Here is a 17366-nt window from a genome sequence, read left to right as displayed (position 1 = left end):
TAGGTTGTCTTTGATTGTATATACAACTGTATCGCCCCGCGGGGCGGAGGATAAAGATGGCGTCTGTAATTTACTGCGACAGCTTGTGGTCTGGAGCCGATATCGTCACTATGCGCGGCGGCCACTATCACACTATTAGCGACGGTGTGATTGCCGTTCATGATGGGAAAATTATCTGGATTGGCACGCGCGCCGCTTTGCCTGCCGTGAGAGCCTCGCGGGAAATGACTTTTCCCGGCGGAATCATTACTCCCGGCTTAATTGATTGCCATACACATCTGGTTTTTGGCGGCGACCGCAGCAGCGAATTCGAACAACGCTTAAACGGCGTGAGTTATGCCGAGATCGCCGCTCAAGGCGGTGGGATTATTTCCACGGTAAATGCAACGCGACAAACCAGCGAAGATGAACTGCTGGAACAGGCGTTGTTTCGCATTAAACCGCTGCTGGCCGAAGGCGTTACCTGTCTGGAAATCAAATCCGGCTACGGTCTGAGTTTGCAAAGCGAGCTGAAAATGCTGCGGGTCGCTCGCCGGCTTGGCGAAATGCTGCCGGTCGAGGTAAAAACCACCTGTCTGGCTGCCCACGCTCTGCCGCCGGAATATGCTAATCGAGCCGACGATTATATCGATCTGGTGTGTAATACCATTATTCCGCAGGTTGCCGAAGCCGGGCTGGCCGACGCGGTTGATGCTTTTTGCGAACATTTAGCGTTTTCACCCACTCAGGTAGAGCGAGTTTTCCATGCGGCAAAAACGGCGGGTTTACCGATCAAACTCCATGCGGAGCAGCTTTCCTCATTAGGTGGCAGCACGCTGGCAGCGCGGCATCACGCTCTGTCTGCCGATCATCTGGAATACGCCACCGAGCAAGACGCACAGGCAATGGCCGCATCGGGCACTGTCGCGGTGTTGCTGCCCGGAGCCTATTACATGCTGCGAGAAACCCAGTGTCCTCCGGTAGCGCTTTTCCGTCACTATCGCGTGCCTATGGCGTTAGCCAGCGACGCTAACCCCGGCACCTCTCCGGCGCTGTCATTACGCCTGATGTTAAACATGGCCTGTACGTTATTTCGCATGACGCCGGAAGAAGCGCTGGCTGGCGTGACCTGCCACGGCGCGCAGGCGCTGGGCGTTCAGGAAACACAGGGAACTCTGGAAGTCGGCAAACTCGCCAACTGGGTACACTGGCCGTTATCTCGTCCAGCCGAATTATCTTACTGGCTGGGCGGACAGCTCCCTGCCACCGTGGTCTATCGAGGAGAGGTTCGCCCATGATCATCGCCGATCCCATCAGCTTTCACGCCGGTGAATTACCTTTATTAATCAGTATTCCCCATGCGGGAACTCGCCTGACGCCAGCGGTTGAGGCCGGGCTTAGCGATGCGGCTCGCCCGCTATCTGATACTGACTGGCATATTCCACGTCTTTATTCATTTGCTAAAGATATGGGTGCCAGTCTGTTGGCTGGCAATTATTCACGGCTGGTGATAGATCTCAACCGTCCATCCGACGATCAACCACTGTATACCACGGCAACTACCGGTCTGTTTCCCGAGACCTTGTTCGATGGCCGCCCTTGTTTTGAACCGGAACAAATACCCTCAGACAGCGAACGCCAAGGCTATCTTGAAGCTATTTGGCAGCCTTATCACCAGCAGTTACAGCAAGAGCTGGATCGACTAAAAGCTCGGTTTGGCTATGCTCTGCTGTTAGACGCACATTCTATTGCTTCGGTTATTCCTCGCCTGTTTGAAGGCCAGCTACCTGATCTGAACTGGGGAACCAACGACGGTCAGAGCTGCGCCAGCAGTTTAAGCGAACGTTTGATTGCCTGCTGTCGGCAGCAAACGACTTTCACGCATATATTGGATGGCAGATTTAAAGGTGGATATATCACCCGAGCCTATGGTCAACCGCAGTTGCAACAACACGCAGTGCAGTTGGAACTGGCTCAACTCAATTACATGTCCGAAACCGAGCCTTATGAATTCAACGTAGGTAAAGCCGAGGCATTACAGGGATTACTGAAACAACTGGTAGGCAGCATGATTCTGTGGGGGCGCCAGCAGGAAAGCGGTAGTCACTAAACATTTCTTCGAGCGCTAAACAAAAAAAAAGCCACCCCATCAAAGGTGGCTTTTTTATCTTTCAATAAAAAAGCGGAGTTGCCCCCGCTTCTTAACTTTCACCAATTTCCGACACAGAAAAGGGTAATAATGACTGCTTTGACAACTTAGAAACGGTAAACCAACGCTGCCGCGACTACGTCGTCGGTGCCCAGACCCAGTTTGTTGTCATCGTTCAGCTGGTTGATTTGGTAGTCAACGTAGGTGTACAGGTTTTTGTTGATGTAGTAAGTCACACCGATATCAACATATTTCAACAGATCCGCATCGCCGCCAGCAACGCCAACCAGATCCTTGCCTTTAGACTGTACGTAACCCAAAGAAGGACGGATGCCGTTTTCGAACTGATACTGTGCTACCAATTCCACGTTTTGGGTTTTGGTTGCGATCACGCTGCCGTATGGCGTCATATTACGAGTTTCACCGTACATCGCAGCGATGTAAACCTTGTTAGCATCGTATTTCAACGCGGTTGCCCATGCCTGAGCTTTATCACCGGTTGCGCTGTTAGCCAGAGTTTTTTGACCTACAGTACGGTTGGAAGAAGAGTAAGATGCCGCAGCGCCGATACCTGAACCACCGATATCCTGATAGTCAACGGACAGACCAAAACCGTCGCCGTTAGCTTTCTGAATTGCACGGCCATTGTTCGCGCCAACCAGCGTTTCGTCATTTTTGCCTTGGTACTGAACGGCAACGTTTAAGCCTTCAACCAGACCGAAGAAATTGCTGTTACGGTAAGTGGCTAAACCGGTAGAACGGCCTGTCATGTAGTTGTCGGTGAAGGACATGGAATCACCGCCGAACTCAGGGAACATATCGGTATACGCCAGCGCGTCATACACTACGCCGTAGTTACGACCGTAATCGAATGAACCGAATTCAGCAAATTTCAGACCGGCAAAGCCCAGACGGGTTTTATTGCCTTTATCACCTTGAGATTCAGCGTTGTTAGCCTGAATGTTATATTCCCACTGACCGTAACCGGTCAGTTGGCTATTAATTTGAGTTTCGCCTTTAAAACCTAAACGGACGTAAGTGAAGTCACCGTCGCTTCCTTTATCTTTGCTGAACAGATGTTTCGCAGCCACACGACCATACAGGTCAAGTTTATTACCATCTTTATTATAGATTTCAGCTGCGTTAGACAGCGATGGGATCAAGCTTAAGGAGACGGCCAGGGCCAGAACACTGCGTTTCATCATTATTTTCCTTGAATTTTATATAAATTTAACTCATCGCCATCAAATATATTTGAGCGGCCTAGTGGTTAAGTTTTAATTTTTTATAGTGACAAATAAATGTAAAGCCAAGAGACATTAGCATTAAGCGAAAAAAGATAAAATGGAAAAATTGCAGAAATATCGTCATAAACAGTTTATTAATTGTAACAAAATGTGTTTTGAGGAACTTTTATAATACACTGATTATTAATGAATTTAATGCAAACACGGATATCCAAAAGAGTGCGACCGCACCAAAATAGTGCACAAGTGTTTCTTTTTGTTTCTTTTTTATGCGGCATGGTCAACATGATGAAAAATTTGAGGCTATTGCGCCCTGCTATTGTAAACATTCAGATCAGCAAAATTACTTCTGTTCTTTGAAGCAATGCAAAAATAAATGAATGATTCACCTAAAGCCAATCCCAATAGGAAAGCGTTAATTGAGAGAAATAATAACTTTATAAATCGCATGGTTAATTAAGCAGTTAATAAAATCATCAATAACAACGTGCCACTCATGCATTATTTGATGTGATGATTATGCTAATAATGAGAATTTAAGCAGTATTAAACACTGGATTTAATCTAGCAGGTATTATTATGACATTACTATTACAGAGTGCTGAACCTGCCTGTCCGAAAGTGATATTAACCTGCGTGATTAATTTTAACATTTAATGCATTAACTAATTTCATTAATACACTCTGTATGTCAGGTGGCAATCGGTATTCATTGCCACCTGACACACAGCTCTCCTTTCCTTATATTTCTTATATTTCTTATATTCCTTAAATTCATATGCTGTTAGCGTTGCGGTAGCTCCGTTTCGTCCATGCGCACCAGCATCAGGCCCGCGCGCAGTCCTTGGGCAACGTGCGGATTGGGAAACAATAGCCATTCGTAAGGATGTTCGACCCGGTAATTTCCACTGGACTGCTCCATTAACAATCGCCCGTAGGCAAAACGCGCAAAATTGAGGGTTTCGTCGGCCACGTGCAAACAGAAGTTTGCATCGGTTTTGATCAAAGATTTCACCACGCGATACAACAACATCGGCGCATCCGGCGCCCTTTCCGGCAAAGGTGCGCCGCTAACTAGCCCCTGCAATCCTCGATTGATTCCAGCGAATTGAGCCAAGTCGTTCTGTCCAAACGGTAACGCTTTCCCCAGCTCTAGCGTACAACTGTCTGCCTCCCAGTATTCACTGGTGTAATTGGAAAAGGTTCCCCCTGCAGAGGTATGCATGACTAAGGCATCCAGTTCGATATGCTGTAGCCAGCGATATAACTCTGATGAATACGGACGCCCCTGATAAGGCAGTAAGCCGAAACGAGTATGATAGGAACCACGAATTGCCGTGTGTAAATCATAATGCAGTCGCTGATGCACCTTTTCAGTGCTAAAAAATTGGGAAACGGCCTGTTCCACTATCTGAGCTCGCTCTCTTTCGATAGATTCAGGAAAGTCCTGATGGCGGCCGCCAAACATCCGATTGATATCATGTTCGAGATAACGCTTTGCGACGCGAATCGCCGCAGGATTTCCCAATAAAATCAGCAAGCGAACATTTAACTGGAGGCGTCCAAGAAACAAATCGCCAACCAATTGATTTAGCAGCTCGATCGGCGCAGTTTCATTACCGTGAATACCGGCAGACAGCACTACCGCCTGTTGATATTCGCCTAACGGGCACAGTTCCAGCATGCCTTCTCCCAGCCAATGCCAGCGAAACTGTGCCGTTCTCCCCTGATCGTTCACCGGTTGACGCGCAGATAAAGTCAGAGTTAACAAATCCAACATGAAGACTCCTTATCATCCATGAAATGAGTTTTGCTGAAAGTGGTACACCGATCCCAAATCCAGAATCCGCGTCAATTCGTCCAGCGCCTGATGCCCTTCCTGTAGTAATTGCGGATCGGCCAAATCACTGAGCTGCAATCGATCGCGATAATGACGATCGACCCAATCATTGAGCGTGGCAAAAAGAGCGGGGGTCATCATTACGCGAGGATTCACCGCCTTAAGTTCAGTTTCGTTCAGCGCGACCCGCAGCCGCAGACAGGCCGGGCCGCCGCCGTTGCGCATACTTTCCCGCAGATCGAAAACCTTGATTTCGTCAATCGCCCCGCCGCTCGCCACTAACTCGGATAAATAGCGCCAGACACCCGCGTGATCCCGCGACTCCTGCGGAATCACCAGAAGCATTTTTCCGTTGTTCTTACGCAGTAACTGACTGTTAAACAGGTAGGTAGAGACCGCATCAGCCACCGAAACTCGCTCCGTCGGCACTTGTATGGCGTCTAGCTGATACTCCATTTCGCCCATTTGGCGGCGCAATGGTTCCAGAGCACTGTCCCCCGCCATAAAAGCCTGTTGATGGTAAAAAAGAACCTGTTGATTGCTGACCGCGATGACATCGTTATGAAAGACACCGCGATCGATAACCTCTGGATTTTGCTGAAGGAAAAATGTGCGACCGGGATCCAGCTGATGCAATCGCGCCACGGCCTGACTGGCTTCAAGCGTTTGTCGCGCCGGATAACGACTCGGGGCAGAACCGGTCGTCATACCCCGCCTACCGTAGACGAACACTTGCACCCCTGGCCGATCGTAATCACCGCCGAGGCGGTTATGGTTGGCAGCGCCTTCATCACCAAACAGTTCCCCTCCCGGCAGCGCCTGATGATGAACAAAGTGACGATGATGATTGAAAATACGCTGCAATAGCGCGCTCGTTGTTTCCGCCTCGATTGCCCGATGGAATTTATTGTTCAAATTGGCGGCGGTAAAATGCACCCGACCGTCGGCGCTATCCGCCGATGGGGAGACAGTTGCAGCATTGGCAGTCCACATAGAAGAAGCCGAACTTACCGCAGACAAGAGTCTGGGCGCTTCCCGCACTACCTGACTCAAAACCTGCCCATCAGAACCGCTGAACCCTAGCTGCCGTAAAGCGGGTAAGAATGGCCGTTCCTGCGGCGGCATCACGCCCTGCGGGTAACCCAGATCCGCCAGCGTTTTCATTTTCAACAAGCCTTGTTTAGCCGCCAGCTTCGGATTGGACAGGCTATTTTTATGCTGAGTCGAGGCTTCATTGCCGAAAGATAATCCAGCATAGTGATGAGTTAGCCCGACCAATCCATCGAGATTTAATTCATATCCTGCCATAGGGCTTCTCCGCCGCGGCTTATAGAGGATCGGTCACATCAAACGAGATGCCCGGTGATAAAGTCGCTGGCAACGTCAGGCTCTCGCTTTCCAGCGATGCCATCGGCCAGGCGCAGTAATCCGCAGCGTAAAACGCACTGGGGCGATGATTACCCGATGCGCCCACACCACCGAACGGCGCAGCGCTGGAGGCGCCGGTCAACGGTTTATTCCAGTTGACGATACCGGCCCGCGCTTCCTGCAGCAGTTGCTCAAACTGGCGACGATTTGGAGAAACCAGCCCAACGGCCAGACCGAAACGGGTCTGATTGGCAATCTCTAACGCTCGATCGAAATTGTCATAACGAATAATGCAGACCAAAGGGCCAAAATATTCCTCATCCGGCACGTCATTCACGCCGGTGATATCAATAATTCCCGGTGTCAGCACCGCGCCCTGCGCGTCTGGTCTGGTCATAGTCAGCAAGGCTTTCCCGCCCAGTTTGATCAGAGTTTCCTGCGCATCCATCATACGCTCCGCCGCCTGAGGGGAGATCACCGCGCCCATAAATGGCTGCGGCTGCTGATCCCAACGGCCAATCCGCAGCGACTGCGCCACGGCGATAAAACGTTGCAAGAAAGCATCGCCTTCTGCACCGCGTTTTACCAAAATCCGCCGCGAGCAGGTACAGCGCTGACCGGCAGAAATAAACCCCGACTGGATCGCCAAATTCACCGCCGCATCTCGGTCATCAATTTGTTCGACAATCAGCGCATTGTTACCGCCCATCTCCAACGCCAGCATTTTCTCCGGCTGTCCAGCCAGTTGACGATGCAACTGATAGCCGGTAGCGGCGCTGCCGGTAAACAGCACGCCATCGATATCATTCTGTCCGGCTAGCGCGATGCCGGTATCCCGTCCGCCCTGAACCAGATTCAGTACGCCCGGCGGAATTCCAGCCTGTTGCCAAAGTTTGACAGTTTCTTGCGCAGTTTTCGGTGTCAGTTCGCTAGGTTTAAACACCAGCGTATTACCTGCCAACAATGCCGGGACTATATGCCCATTGGGTAAGTGGCCGGGAAAATTGTACGGGCCAAACACTGCCAGTACACCGTGAGGTCGATGGCGCACCACGGAGCGCGCGTCGGCCATTGGCGATTCGCTGGTGCCGGTACGAACTTGATGAGCTTGCAGTGAAATATTCACCTTGCCAATCATGGCCTGAATTTCTGTCAGCGTTTCCCAATGAGGTTTGCTGGTTTCCAGACTGATGGTGCGTGCCAGTTGCTGTTTATGCTGTTCCAGCAGTACGGCAAAACGCTGAATAATTTCCACTCGCTGCGCTAACGACGTTTTCGCCCAAATCGGGAAAGCCGCTCGCGCCGCCTGACAAGCTTTGGCAACATCCTGCTCATCGGCTGCACGGGCTTGCCACAATAATTGCTGATCCATCGGATCGTGTTTTGCGAAAGGCTCACCCTTGCCGGTGTGCCATTCCCCTTGAATAAAAAGTGCAGCATGGGTCATTTTCGTGTCTCCGGGGAAAATAAGCTGACCAGACGAACCGTTCCGCCCTGTTCCACGCCAAGCGCGGCCGCACTTTCAGCGTTGAGGTGCAGAACCTCGTCAGTCAAATCGGTGTGAATCAACAGCGCACGAAAGTGATGATAATCATCATTCGCTACCAGATAAGCGGTGCCGCTGCCGTCTAGAATGACATCATCAATAGAAACCTGCCGTTTGGTACTTTGGCGCACTGCACGGATTTCATCCGTATTGGCTTCCAGCGTTGGACCACCGTCAAAAATGTCCACATACCCTTGGTATTGCAGGCCTTCGGTTTCCAACACCGCTCGCGCTGGCGCAGTATGAGGATGTACCTGGCCAATAACCGCCTGTGCTTCGGCCGCCAGAAAATCTACGTAAAGCGGATGTTTCGGCATCAATTCCGCAATAAAGGCTTTCTGACCAGTGCCGCTCAGATAATCCGCTTTGGCAAATTCAATAGAAAAGAAATGGCGTCCGACGTTTTCCCAAAACGGGGAGCGCCCCTGTTCATCGGTAAAACCACGCATTTCCGCGATCAGCTTGCGCGAGAATAACTGGCGGAAAGCGGCAATAAACAGAAAGCGCACTTTAGAAAGGAAAGGACCATTTTTTCCCTGGCGATATTCAGGATCGAGAAATAAAGTACACAGTTCGCTGTAGCCCGTGTGGTCGTTGCTCAAAAAGAGCGTCGGCACCGACTTGTAGACATTGAGGGTTTTCGACGCATGTACCAGCGTCCCCACGCGAAAGTTGTACCAAGGATCGTTCATGCCAACGGCAACCTCAATCGCGCTGACGCCCACCACCTTTTGACGCTCAGTGTCTTCCAAAACGAACAGGTACCCCTGTTCGCCCGGAGCCAAAGTTCCTTGCCAGGTGTTTAACGCCCGTTCAATGCGTGCTGCGAGATGTTGCTCATTTTGTGGCAGAGAAGTCATGCCGACGCCAGTTTTTCCAGCCAGTTCCAGGATATCGGCCAGATCCCGACGTTCTACCGGGCGAATAATCATCATAATCAAGGTCCTTTTTTACGGCGTTAATCCTACTGGCAAACCTGCGCAATCCCACGGGCAAGACGTGCCAGTCCCTCTTCGACGTCTGATTGAGAAATGATGAGAGAAGGAGCAAACCGCACCACGTCCGGCCCGGCAATCAGCGAAATCAGCCCGTGTTTGGCCGCGGCCTGAATAATGGCTTTGGATTGACCGGCATATTCGCGTTTTAACACGCAGCCAATCAGTAAACCGCTACCGCGGATCTCGGAGAACACGGGATAACGGGCGTTAATGTTTGCCAATCCCTGCTGGAACCACTGATGACGCTGCTTCACGCCGGATAGCACTTCGGGTGTGTTGATCAACCGCAGTACGGTTCCCGCCACGGCGCAGGCCAGCGGGTTGCCGCCGTAAGTGGTTCCGTGGCTACCAACGTTGAGCGCACCGGCAAAACGGTTGGTGGTCAGCATGGCAGCAATTGGGAAGCCGCCCCCCAAGGCTTTGGCACTGGTTAATACGTCCGGCGTTACGCCGTAATGCATATAGGCATAGAGTTCGCCGGTACGGCCGACGCCGGTTTGAACTTCATCAAAAATCAGCAAAGCGTTATGGCGATCGCATAAAGCACGCAGTCCGCGCAGGAATTCGGCGTCCGCCGGAACCACGCCACCTTCCCCCTGAATCGGCTCGACAATCACCGCGCAGGTTTGCTGATTGATCAACGCTTCCGCCGAGGCCAGATCGTTAAAAATGCCATGACTGATACCGCCTGGCAGCGGAGCAAAATCCTGCGAATATTTTGGCTGTCCACCAGCAGAAACGGTGAATAGCGTGCGGCCATGAAACGCGTTGCGGAAAGCCACGATCTGATTTTTCTCGCCCACTTGCCCCGGCAGGTTGGCGTAGGTATCTAACGCATACTTACGCGCCAGCTTCAGCGCCGCTTCGTTGGCCTCCGCACCGGAGTTACAGAAAAAAACCTTTTCAGCAAAAGTCGCGTCAATCAGTTGCTTGGCTAACCGCAGCACCGGTTCATTGGTATAACCATTGCCCAAATGCCACAGTTTTTCCGCCTGTTCATGCAAGGCAGCTTTAAGCGCCGGATGTCCGTGTCCCAAGGCATTGACCGCAATACCACCGGCAAAATCGATGTAAGATTTTCCTTCTTGATCCCACAGGGTCGCGCCTTCGCCACGAACCGGAATAAAGTCAGCCGGCGCATAGGTTGGCACTAGCCATTCATCAAATGATTGGCGGGTGACCGGGATTGGCTGTTCCATATAAACCTCTTTCTCAGCATGAGTTTGGGGTGTGAATGCTTACTGGCGAGCCAATGGCACTCTCTTTTGCCGCCGTCGCCTCACATTGATGGAGTGAGTACGGCGGAGGTAACATGTTATGTCGCGAAATGGCGACTACCGAAGTCGATTGAGTCGCCTTTCGTATATCCTGTTAACTATTCAGAATGAAACAGATTCACTTGATATAAAGTGTAGAGCAGCTTTTATGCTAGCAAGCCCAATATGTGAATAAAATGTATTTTTTTCGTAAAAACAAGAGTTTAAAATGCATAATTATGCAAAAGATGCAATTTATCGTGCATTAATTTATCAAGGAATGGCGTAATTACCGGGGGCTAGGCGAAACATTATTCAAATAATGTGAAGTTCTATTTTTGCTCTGCACGATCACATTTATGCAACACAATAATAACAGGCGTGTATGCTAACGCCCTATATATGGGCGGTGAATGCGTCAATTTAGTGCGTTTGTTCTGTCGAATTTGTGTCTGGTAGCAGGTCGATGGGTGAGCATTATTCTCACCCGCGATTTGGTTGGAAAAGAGTTAAGCGTGTTCGCGCTGTGAATATCCCTCTCTAACGACGCGCACTGAGCTGATAAACCAGTTGGCCGAGGGTTTTAATAGCCTGCTCGCTGTGGCTGCTCCATGGGAAGGAGGCATTGAGGCGGAAACAGTGATCAAACTGCTTCCCGGTAGTGAACATCCTCCCTGGCGCAATGCTGATCCCCTGCTCTAACGCGCGTAGATAAAGTTCATTGGTATTAAACGGCGGTTCCATTTCTACCCATAAAAAGAAACCACCGCCGGGATGACTGATTTTCACGTTTTGCGGGAAAGCTTCTGCAACCGCCTGATGCATGGTGTTCAATCGCTGTTCCATCACCCGCCGCAGGCGGCGCAGATGCGTATCGTACCCACCTTGAGTGAGATAATCGGCAATAGCCAGTTGAGTGGGCACACTGGCAGATACGGTGCTCATCAGTTGTAAATGCTGAATACGCTGAGCGTGAGCCCCCGCAGCCACCCACCCGACGCGAAAACCGGGTGCCAGACATTTGGAAAAGGAGGAACAGTGCAAAATTTGACGATGCTGATCCAACGCCTTGGCGGGCAGTGGTCGTTCCGCACCAAAATACAGCTCGCCATACACGTCATCTTCTATTAGCGAGATATTATTCTGCTGTAACAGGTTGACCAACCGCTGTTTATGGCTCCACGGCATGGTGGAACCCAGCGGATTCTGGAAATGAGTCATCAGCCAGCAAGCTTTAATCGGATATTGGCCGATAACCTGCTCCAAAGAATCCAGATCGATACCCAACTGCGGATGAGTGGTAATGGCAATGGCTTTTAATCGCAAACGCTCGATGGCCTGTAATGCGCCATAAAATGCCGGCGATTCAATCACGACCCAGTCTCCCGGCTCCGTCACCGCCTGCAAACTCAGGCTCAGAGACTCCATTGCGCCCGCGGTAATCACAATTTCTTCCGGCGAAACATTCATACCGCTGGCGGCGTAGCGTTGGGCAATATTCCTTCGCAGGCTCTCGTTACCCGGCGGCAGGTTAGTGACCGAGCTTTGTGGCGATATTTTCCGCGCTACGCTGGCCAGCGCTTTGGATAACCGCGGTTGCAGTAACAAACTGGGATCGGGGAAAGCAGAACCAAATGGGATAATCGCCGAATCTTTCCCCGCCTGTAGCACATCAAAGATAAAGGCGTTGATATCTACCTGCTCGGACAAATGCAGCTTGGTACCGCGTTGCGGCTGCGGTAGTTGGGTAGGTCGAGATGCCACATAGTAACCAGACTGCGGCCGCGCCACGATCCAGCCCTGACTTTCCAGCAGTTGGTATGACTGCACCACCGTCATCAGACTCAGCCCAGATTGCTTACAACTTTCTCGTAGCGATGGCAGTTTATCCCCGGCCTGCCATACTTTTGACTGAATTTGGGTACGAATCTGGCTGGCTAATTGCTCATATCGGGTCATAATTCATCTGTTATAGGTAATATTGCGTTAACTGTCACTATTATACCTACTTTAACCTGTGGTTAACTTGCTGCCAAGCCCGCCAGCCCGAAAAACCGCCTCGGGCATTGATGAACCCGCCGCATGACCGGTTTAGGATCTCAGCAATTGCCTCGAATAATTCTCCCACAGGGACAGGGTTTTCCGGTTCGGCGCTATCTGTTTCACGGCGATAACCATCACCTGCCGCGTTATTGCGATATACCGCTATGAAAAATAAAAGGAAGTACCATGTTTGATAAGGGGTCCCTATGTTTGGGTTAACTGCACTAGAACTGGCCCGCATTCAGTTCGCTTTCACCGTTTCGTTTCACATTATTTTTCCGGCAATCACTATCGGTTTAGCCAGCTTTCTGGCGGTGCTGGAAGGACTGTGGCTAAAAACCAAAAATCAGGATTACCGCGATCTTTACCATTTCTGGTCGAAAATCTTTGCGGTTAACTTCGGCATGGGCGTGGTGTCCGGTTTGGTTATGGCCTACCAGTTCGGCACCAATTGGAGCTTTTTCTCCGAATTTGCCGGCAGTATCACCGGCCCCTTGCTGACTTATGAAGTGTTAACCGCCTTCTTCCTCGAAGCCGGTTTTCTTGGTGTGATGCTGTTCGGTTGGAATCGCGTTGGCCCCGGCCTGCACTTTTTTGCTACCTGCATGGTGGCGCTGGGCACGCTGATGTCCACCTTCTGGATTTTAGCCTCCAATAGCTGGATGCAAACGCCGCAAGGCTTTGAAGTGGTGAACGGGCAGGTGGTACCGCTGGACTGGATTGAAGTGATCTTTAACCCGTCATTCCCTTATCGATTGGCACACATGTCTACCGCCGCCTTCCTGTCCTCCGCCTTCTTTGTCGGGGCGTCTGCCGCCTGGCATTTACTCCGTGGTCGCGATACTTCCGCCATGCGTAAAATGCTGTCAATGGCGATGTGGATGGCGCTGATCGTCGCGCCGATTCAGGCGCTGATTGGCGATGCACACGGCTTGAATACGCTGAAATATCAGCCAGCTAAAATTGCCGCTATCGAAGGACATTGGGAGAATCATCCCGGCGAGGCAACGCCGTTGGTGCTTTTCGGTCTGCCGGATATGGAGCAGGAAAAAAACCATTTCGCTCTGGAAATCCCCTATTTGGGTAGCCTGATTCTGACTCACAGCCTGGATAAACAGGTGCCCGCGCTGAAATCCTTCCCGCCAGAAGATCGCCCTAACGTACCCGCGGTGTTCTGGGCCTTCCGTATTATGGTGGCATTGGGGATGTTGATGATTGTGGCTGGCGTGTGGAGTCTGTGGTTACGCTGGCGCGGCGGTTTATACCAAAACCGAGCTTTCCTAAATTTTATCCTGTGGATGGGACCGTCCGGTTTGATCGCTTTGCTGGCCGGATGGTTTACCACTGAAATGGGACGCCAGCCTTGGGTAGTCTATGGGTTGATGCGAACTAAAGATGCGGTTTCCGGCCACGGCGAAATCCATATGAGCATCACGCTACTCGCCTTCCTGCTGGTGTATTGCTCGGTGTTTGGCGTGGGTTACGCCTACATGATGCGCCTGATTCGCAAAGGCCCGGTCAAACACGAAGGTGATTCACCGGAACAAGGCGGCCCAGGCCAACAGCGTACTCCGGCACGACCGCTGTCCGCCGTCAGTGACAGCCTAGACAATAACCATTCTGAAAGCCGCAGGAGCTAATTATGGGTATGGATCTTCCACTAATCTGGTTCGTTATTATTGTTTTCAGCACCATGATGTATGTGGTGATGGATGGTTTCGATCTAGGCATCGGCATGCTTTTCCCGTTGGTGAAAGACAGCCGTGATAGAGATTTGATGATGAACAGCGTAGCCCCAGTTTGGGATGGTAACGAAACCTGGCTGGTTCTTGGCGGGGCGGCGCTGTTTGGCGCATTCCCCTTGGCCTATGCGGTGATTTTGGACGCGCTAACCATCCCTCTCACCTTGATGCTATTAGGGCTGATTTTCCGTGGTGTCGCCTTCGAATTTCGCTTTAAGGCTACGCCGGAAAAACAGCATATCTGGGATAAAGCGTTTATTGGCGGATCATTGCTGGCTACCTTTACCCAAGGCGTGGTTCTGGGCGCCTTTATCAACGGGTTTGAAGTCACGGGCCGCGCCTATACCGGCGGTTCTTTCGACTGGTTGACGCCTTTCGCTCTGTTCTCCGGCTTGGGGCTGGTCGTGGCTTACTCGCTGTTGGGCTGTACCTGGTTGGTGATGAAAACCGAAGGCCATTTACAAGATACCATGCTGCGCTTGGCTACGCCGCTGACCTTACTCCTACTGCTGGTTATCGGCGCGATTAGCCTGTGGACGCCGTTGGCGCACCCGCAAATTGCCGAACGTTGGTTTAGTTTGCCTAATCTGTACTGGTTCCTGCCGGTGCCTATTCTGGTGTTGGTCGCCACCTGGGCGCTGTTGCGCAGCGTCAAAAATCGCGGCCACTATGCGCCCTTCCTGCTGACGCTGCTACTGGTATTCCTCGGCTACAGCGGTTTGGGCATCAGCGTCTGGCCTTATCTGATTCCGCCATCCATTACTTTCTGGGCCGCCGCTGCGCCCATGCAAAGCCTCGGCTTTATGCTGGTCGGCGCGCTGTTTATTATCCCGATCATTCTGGTTTATACCTTCTGGAGCTACTACGTGTTCCGGGGAAAAATCAATCACGATCAGGGATATCACTGATTTCTCCGGGCTGGCGATCCCAGCCCGTTCGGATTCATTTGAACAACAGGAAATCCTATGTTTAAAAAAACGGCTCCCGCTTCGACAAGGCTGTCAACACCGGCACCTTGGTGGAAAAAATTGGGCTGGCTGGTGTTGATTTGGTGCGGCAGCGTATTAGCCCTACTGGCCGTCTCCATGCTGTTCCGTATGCTGATGACCGCTGCGGGAATGAAGAGCCATTAGCACTAACACTTTATCCACAAAAACGGTAAGGTAGCGGCGTTTATTGCTCAAAGGAATTCCGCTGAATGAAACGCTACCTGATCCCGATTGTTAATCAGGTTGCCCTGCTAATGCTGTTTTTAGGCCTGCTGGGACTGGCCGGCATGAGTATCTCTTCGTGGATGGCTCAAAGTATTCAGGGTAACGCCCACGCTATCAATAAGGCCGGGTCACTACGCATGCAAAGCTACCGTTTGCTGTCGATGGTGCCGCTGGATAGCCATGATTTACCCTATCTCGATGCGCTGGAGCAGGATAAAACCAGCGCTGACCTGCAACAATCCCTACAGCGGGAAGGATTAACCGAACAGTACCAGCGACTAAATCAGTACTGGATCCAAACTCTTAAACCTCGTTTACAGCAGGCTCAACGCCCCGAAGACGCGGCTGAGCAGGTTGCCAATTTCGTCCACCAGTTGGATGCACTGGTACTCGCCATCGATCACAAAACCGAACAGCGTATTGTTCTGGTATCCGTCATCCAATGGATTTTCATCGCGCTGACCCTGATCCTGCTTCTCGCCACAACCTTTTATCTACGTCGCCGTTTGCTTCGCCCATGGCTGCAACTGATCACCATGGCTAATGCCATTGCCCGAGGGGATTTTAGCCATCGTTATTCCCTGACTCGTCACCGTGACGAAATGGGCACACTCGGTCTGGCATTAAATCGCATGTCGCAGGAACTCTCATTGATTTATGCCGACTTGGAACAGCGAGTGGCTGAAAAAACCGCTGATTTACAGCAGAAAAATCAGGTGCTGGCCTTTCTTTACCAAAGCAGCCAGGAATTACATACCCACCAGCCGCTGGCGGATCGTTTAGAACCCATAATCAATCAGCTGAAGTTATTAACGCCGCTGAAAAACATTCAGATTTGCCTGTATAAAAATGGGGGCGAAGGTCAGGCCAACCCGCTGCATACTGCCCAGGGAACCATTATCAGCAGTCACGAGCTGGAGAACGCCTTGACGCCAGATCAACAGTGGGAATCCCTGAGTTGGAGCCTGAGCGATAAGCTGGAACAATACGGCTTATTATTGGCTAAACAGCCGGTGAATCACCCTTTGAGTGATGAACAGTTGCAGCTGATCCACATGTTGGTAGAACAGTTGACCAGTACGCTGGCGCTTGAGAGTCAGGCTAAACATCAACAGCAATTACTACTCATGAACGAACGCTCGGCCATTGCCCGCGAGCTCCACGATTCTATTGCTCAATCCCTTTCCTGCCTGAAAATTCAGATAAGTTGCCTGCAGCAGCAAACCAGGGATCTGCCAGAAGCCAGTCAGATATTGATGCAGCAAATGCGCGAAGAGTTAAATATCGCCTATCGCCAGCTAAGAGAATTGTTAACCACCTTCCGGCTTAAACTGAGCGAAGCTACGCTAAGCGCCGCGTTAGAGGCAACCGCCGCCGAGTTCAGCGAACGTATCGGTATTCCGGTTAATCTAGATTATCAGTTACCTAATGATGGGGTTCCTGTTCATCAGTCTATTCATTTGGTGCAGGTCGCTCGCGAAGCTTTGAGCAATATCTATAAACACGCTCAGGCTACCGAGGTTTCCATACGGGTTTATCGCGATAACGATGAGGTGGTGATGGTGGTTCAGGATAATGGGTTGGGTATTGGCGACAGTAGCGCACGGCCCAACCACTACGGGCTGATGATTATGCAAGATCGCGCGAACAATCTGGGCGGACACTGTGAAATACGCCAGCGGCCAGAAGGCGGCACCGAAGTACGAATTCAATTTACTCCGGATAATGACGATCTAGTTTGATTGAAATCCTAAATAAATACGGGCGGAGGAATTTCCCCGCCGCCTACTTTTAAATCTGATAATCGATAGCGCCTTGATCCCTTTCTTCTGCCAGTACCTGATATTTAATATTCTGCGCTGCCAGAGTCGGATGACGCAGCAGAATACATAGCCAGATAAATTACAAACCTAATAGTCATTCGCAATAATCCCGTCACGGCACGTTCTATAGCACTTTCGGTTCATGCAAATAATTATCATTC

13 protein-coding genes are annotated in these 17366 nt (G+C 51.0%); 6 read left to right on the top strand and 7 right to left on the bottom strand.

Features of this window, described 5'->3' with window-relative positions; all coding sequences use genetic code 11:
* The first annotated feature begins 56 nt into the window (after window positions 1–56).
* Entirely contained in the window at window positions 57–1277 is a 1221-nt protein-coding gene (gene hutI, locus ACQ4OC_RS02400; protein WP_120806180.1) for an imidazolonepropionase, read from the top strand.
* The gene (gene hutG, locus ACQ4OC_RS02395) at window positions 1274–2089 is read left to right on the top strand and encodes an N-formylglutamate deformylase (protein ID WP_120806181.1); all 816 of its coding nucleotides are present in this window, start codon (window positions 1274–1276) and stop codon (window positions 2087–2089) included. The genes hutI and hutG overlap by 4 nt, the downstream gene beginning before the upstream one ends.
* A 146-nt stretch (window positions 2090–2235) precedes the next feature.
* On the opposite strand, the gene ACQ4OC_RS02390 is transcribed toward hutG, so the two are convergent.
* The 7 genes from ACQ4OC_RS02390 to ACQ4OC_RS02360 form a co-directional block, all read right to left on the bottom strand.
* Window positions 2236–3333, bottom strand: a complete 1098-nt coding sequence (locus ACQ4OC_RS02390; protein WP_430970903.1) for a porin — start codon at window positions 3331–3333, stop codon at window positions 2236–2238.
* 826 nt (window positions 3334–4159) lie between these two features.
* Window positions 4160–5155 (bottom strand): succinylglutamate desuccinylase, encoded by a 996-nt coding sequence (astE, locus tag ACQ4OC_RS02385; RefSeq protein WP_064513375.1) that lies wholly within the window; start codon window positions 5153–5155, stop codon window positions 4160–4162.
* Window positions 5156–5167: 12 nt separating this feature from the next.
* A complete protein-coding gene (astB, locus tag ACQ4OC_RS02380; protein ID WP_064513373.1) occupies window positions 5168–6523 on the bottom strand; it encodes an N-succinylarginine dihydrolase in 1356 nt (451 codons plus the stop codon).
* Between the two features lie 19 nt (window positions 6524–6542).
* The gene (gene astD / locus ACQ4OC_RS02375) at window positions 6543–8030 is read right to left on the bottom strand and encodes a succinylglutamate-semialdehyde dehydrogenase (protein WP_430970902.1); all 1488 of its coding nucleotides are present in this window, start codon (window positions 8028–8030) and stop codon (window positions 6543–6545) included.
* Entirely contained in the window at window positions 8027–9064 is a 1038-nt protein-coding gene (gene astA, locus ACQ4OC_RS02370; protein ID WP_064513369.1) for an arginine N-succinyltransferase, read from the bottom strand. The genes astD and astA overlap by 4 nt, the downstream gene beginning before the upstream one ends.
* 29 nt (window positions 9065–9093) lie before the next feature.
* Window positions 9094–10326, bottom strand: a complete 1233-nt coding sequence (locus ACQ4OC_RS02365; protein ID WP_064513367.1) for an aspartate aminotransferase family protein — start codon at window positions 10324–10326, stop codon at window positions 9094–9096.
* Window positions 10327–10923: 597 nt separating this feature from the next.
* Window positions 10924–12342: a PLP-dependent aminotransferase family protein gene (locus ACQ4OC_RS02360; RefSeq protein ID WP_064513365.1), complete on the bottom strand. Its 1419-nt coding sequence runs from the start codon at window positions 12340–12342 to the stop codon at window positions 10924–10926.
* Between the two features lie 290 nt (window positions 12343–12632).
* Between ACQ4OC_RS02360 and ACQ4OC_RS02355 the strand changes: the two genes are divergently transcribed.
* The 4 genes from ACQ4OC_RS02355 (at window position 12633) to narX (ending at window position 17124) form a co-directional block, all read left to right on the top strand.
* The gene (locus ACQ4OC_RS02355; protein ID WP_064513363.1) at window positions 12633–14066 is read left to right on the top strand and encodes a cytochrome ubiquinol oxidase subunit I; all 1434 of its coding nucleotides are present in this window, start codon (window positions 12633–12635) and stop codon (window positions 14064–14066) included.
* Window positions 14067–14068: 2 nt separating this feature from the next.
* On the top strand, window positions 14069–15076 hold the full coding sequence (gene cydB / locus ACQ4OC_RS02350) for a cytochrome d ubiquinol oxidase subunit II (RefSeq protein WP_064513361.1): 1008 nt from the start codon (window positions 14069–14071) through the stop codon (window positions 15074–15076).
* Between the two features lie 57 nt (window positions 15077–15133).
* The gene (locus tag ACQ4OC_RS02345; RefSeq protein WP_064513359.1) at window positions 15134–15301 is read left to right on the top strand and encodes a DUF2474 domain-containing protein; all 168 of its coding nucleotides are present in this window, start codon (window positions 15134–15136) and stop codon (window positions 15299–15301) included.
* A gap of 65 nt (window positions 15302–15366) precedes the next feature.
* Window positions 15367–17124 (top strand): nitrate/nitrite two-component system sensor histidine kinase NarX, encoded by a 1758-nt coding sequence (gene narX / locus ACQ4OC_RS02340; protein ID WP_064513358.1) that lies wholly within the window; start codon window positions 15367–15369, stop codon window positions 17122–17124.
* Window positions 17125–17366: the final 242 nt, after the last annotated feature.

Source organism: Yersinia sp. J1 (assembly GCF_050586585.1).
In the GTDB taxonomy this organism is placed as follows: domain Bacteria; phylum Pseudomonadota; class Gammaproteobacteria; order Enterobacterales; family Enterobacteriaceae; genus Yersinia; species Yersinia entomophaga.
This window is presented reverse-complemented; position numbering and strand designations above follow the sequence as displayed.

What these genes read in the sequence shown, in the direction of transcription:
- hutI (WP_120806180.1), top strand. Translation starts at nt 57, where the DNA reads ATGGCGTCTGTAATTTACTGCGACAGCTTGTGGTCTGGAGCCGATATC.
- ACQ4OC_RS02390 (WP_430970903.1), bottom strand. Translation starts at nt 3,333, where the DNA reads ATGATGAAACGCAGTGTTCTGGCCCTGGCCGTCTCCTTAAGCTTGATC.
- ACQ4OC_RS02355 (WP_064513363.1), top strand. Translation starts at nt 12,633, where the DNA reads ATGTTTGGGTTAACTGCACTAGAACTGGCCCGCATTCAGTTCGCTTTC.
- ACQ4OC_RS02345 (WP_064513359.1), top strand. Translation starts at nt 15,134, where the DNA reads ATGTTTAAAAAAACGGCTCCCGCTTCGACAAGGCTGTCAACACCGGCA.
- ACQ4OC_RS02360 (WP_064513365.1), bottom strand. Translation starts at nt 12,342, where the DNA reads ATGACCCGATATGAGCAATTAGCCAGCCAGATTCGTACCCAAATTCAG.
- cydB (WP_064513361.1), top strand. Translation starts at nt 14,069, where the DNA reads ATGGGTATGGATCTTCCACTAATCTGGTTCGTTATTATTGTTTTCAGC.
- astA (WP_064513369.1), bottom strand. Translation starts at nt 9,064, where the DNA reads ATGATGATTATTCGCCCGGTAGAACGTCGGGATCTGGCCGATATCCTG.
- astD (WP_430970902.1), bottom strand. Translation starts at nt 8,030, where the DNA reads ATGACCCATGCTGCACTTTTTATTCAAGGGGAATGGCACACCGGCAAG.
- ACQ4OC_RS02365 (WP_064513367.1), bottom strand. Translation starts at nt 10,326, where the DNA reads ATGGAACAGCCAATCCCGGTCACCCGCCAATCATTTGATGAATGGCTA.
- hutG (WP_120806181.1), top strand. Translation starts at nt 1,274, where the DNA reads ATGATCATCGCCGATCCCATCAGCTTTCACGCCGGTGAATTACCTTTA.
- astB (WP_064513373.1), bottom strand. Translation starts at nt 6,523, where the DNA reads ATGGCAGGATATGAATTAAATCTCGATGGATTGGTCGGGCTAACTCAT.
- narX (WP_064513358.1), top strand. Translation starts at nt 15,367, where the DNA reads ATGAAACGCTACCTGATCCCGATTGTTAATCAGGTTGCCCTGCTAATG.
- astE (WP_064513375.1), bottom strand. Translation starts at nt 5,155, where the DNA reads ATGTTGGATTTGTTAACTCTGACTTTATCTGCGCGTCAACCGGTGAAC.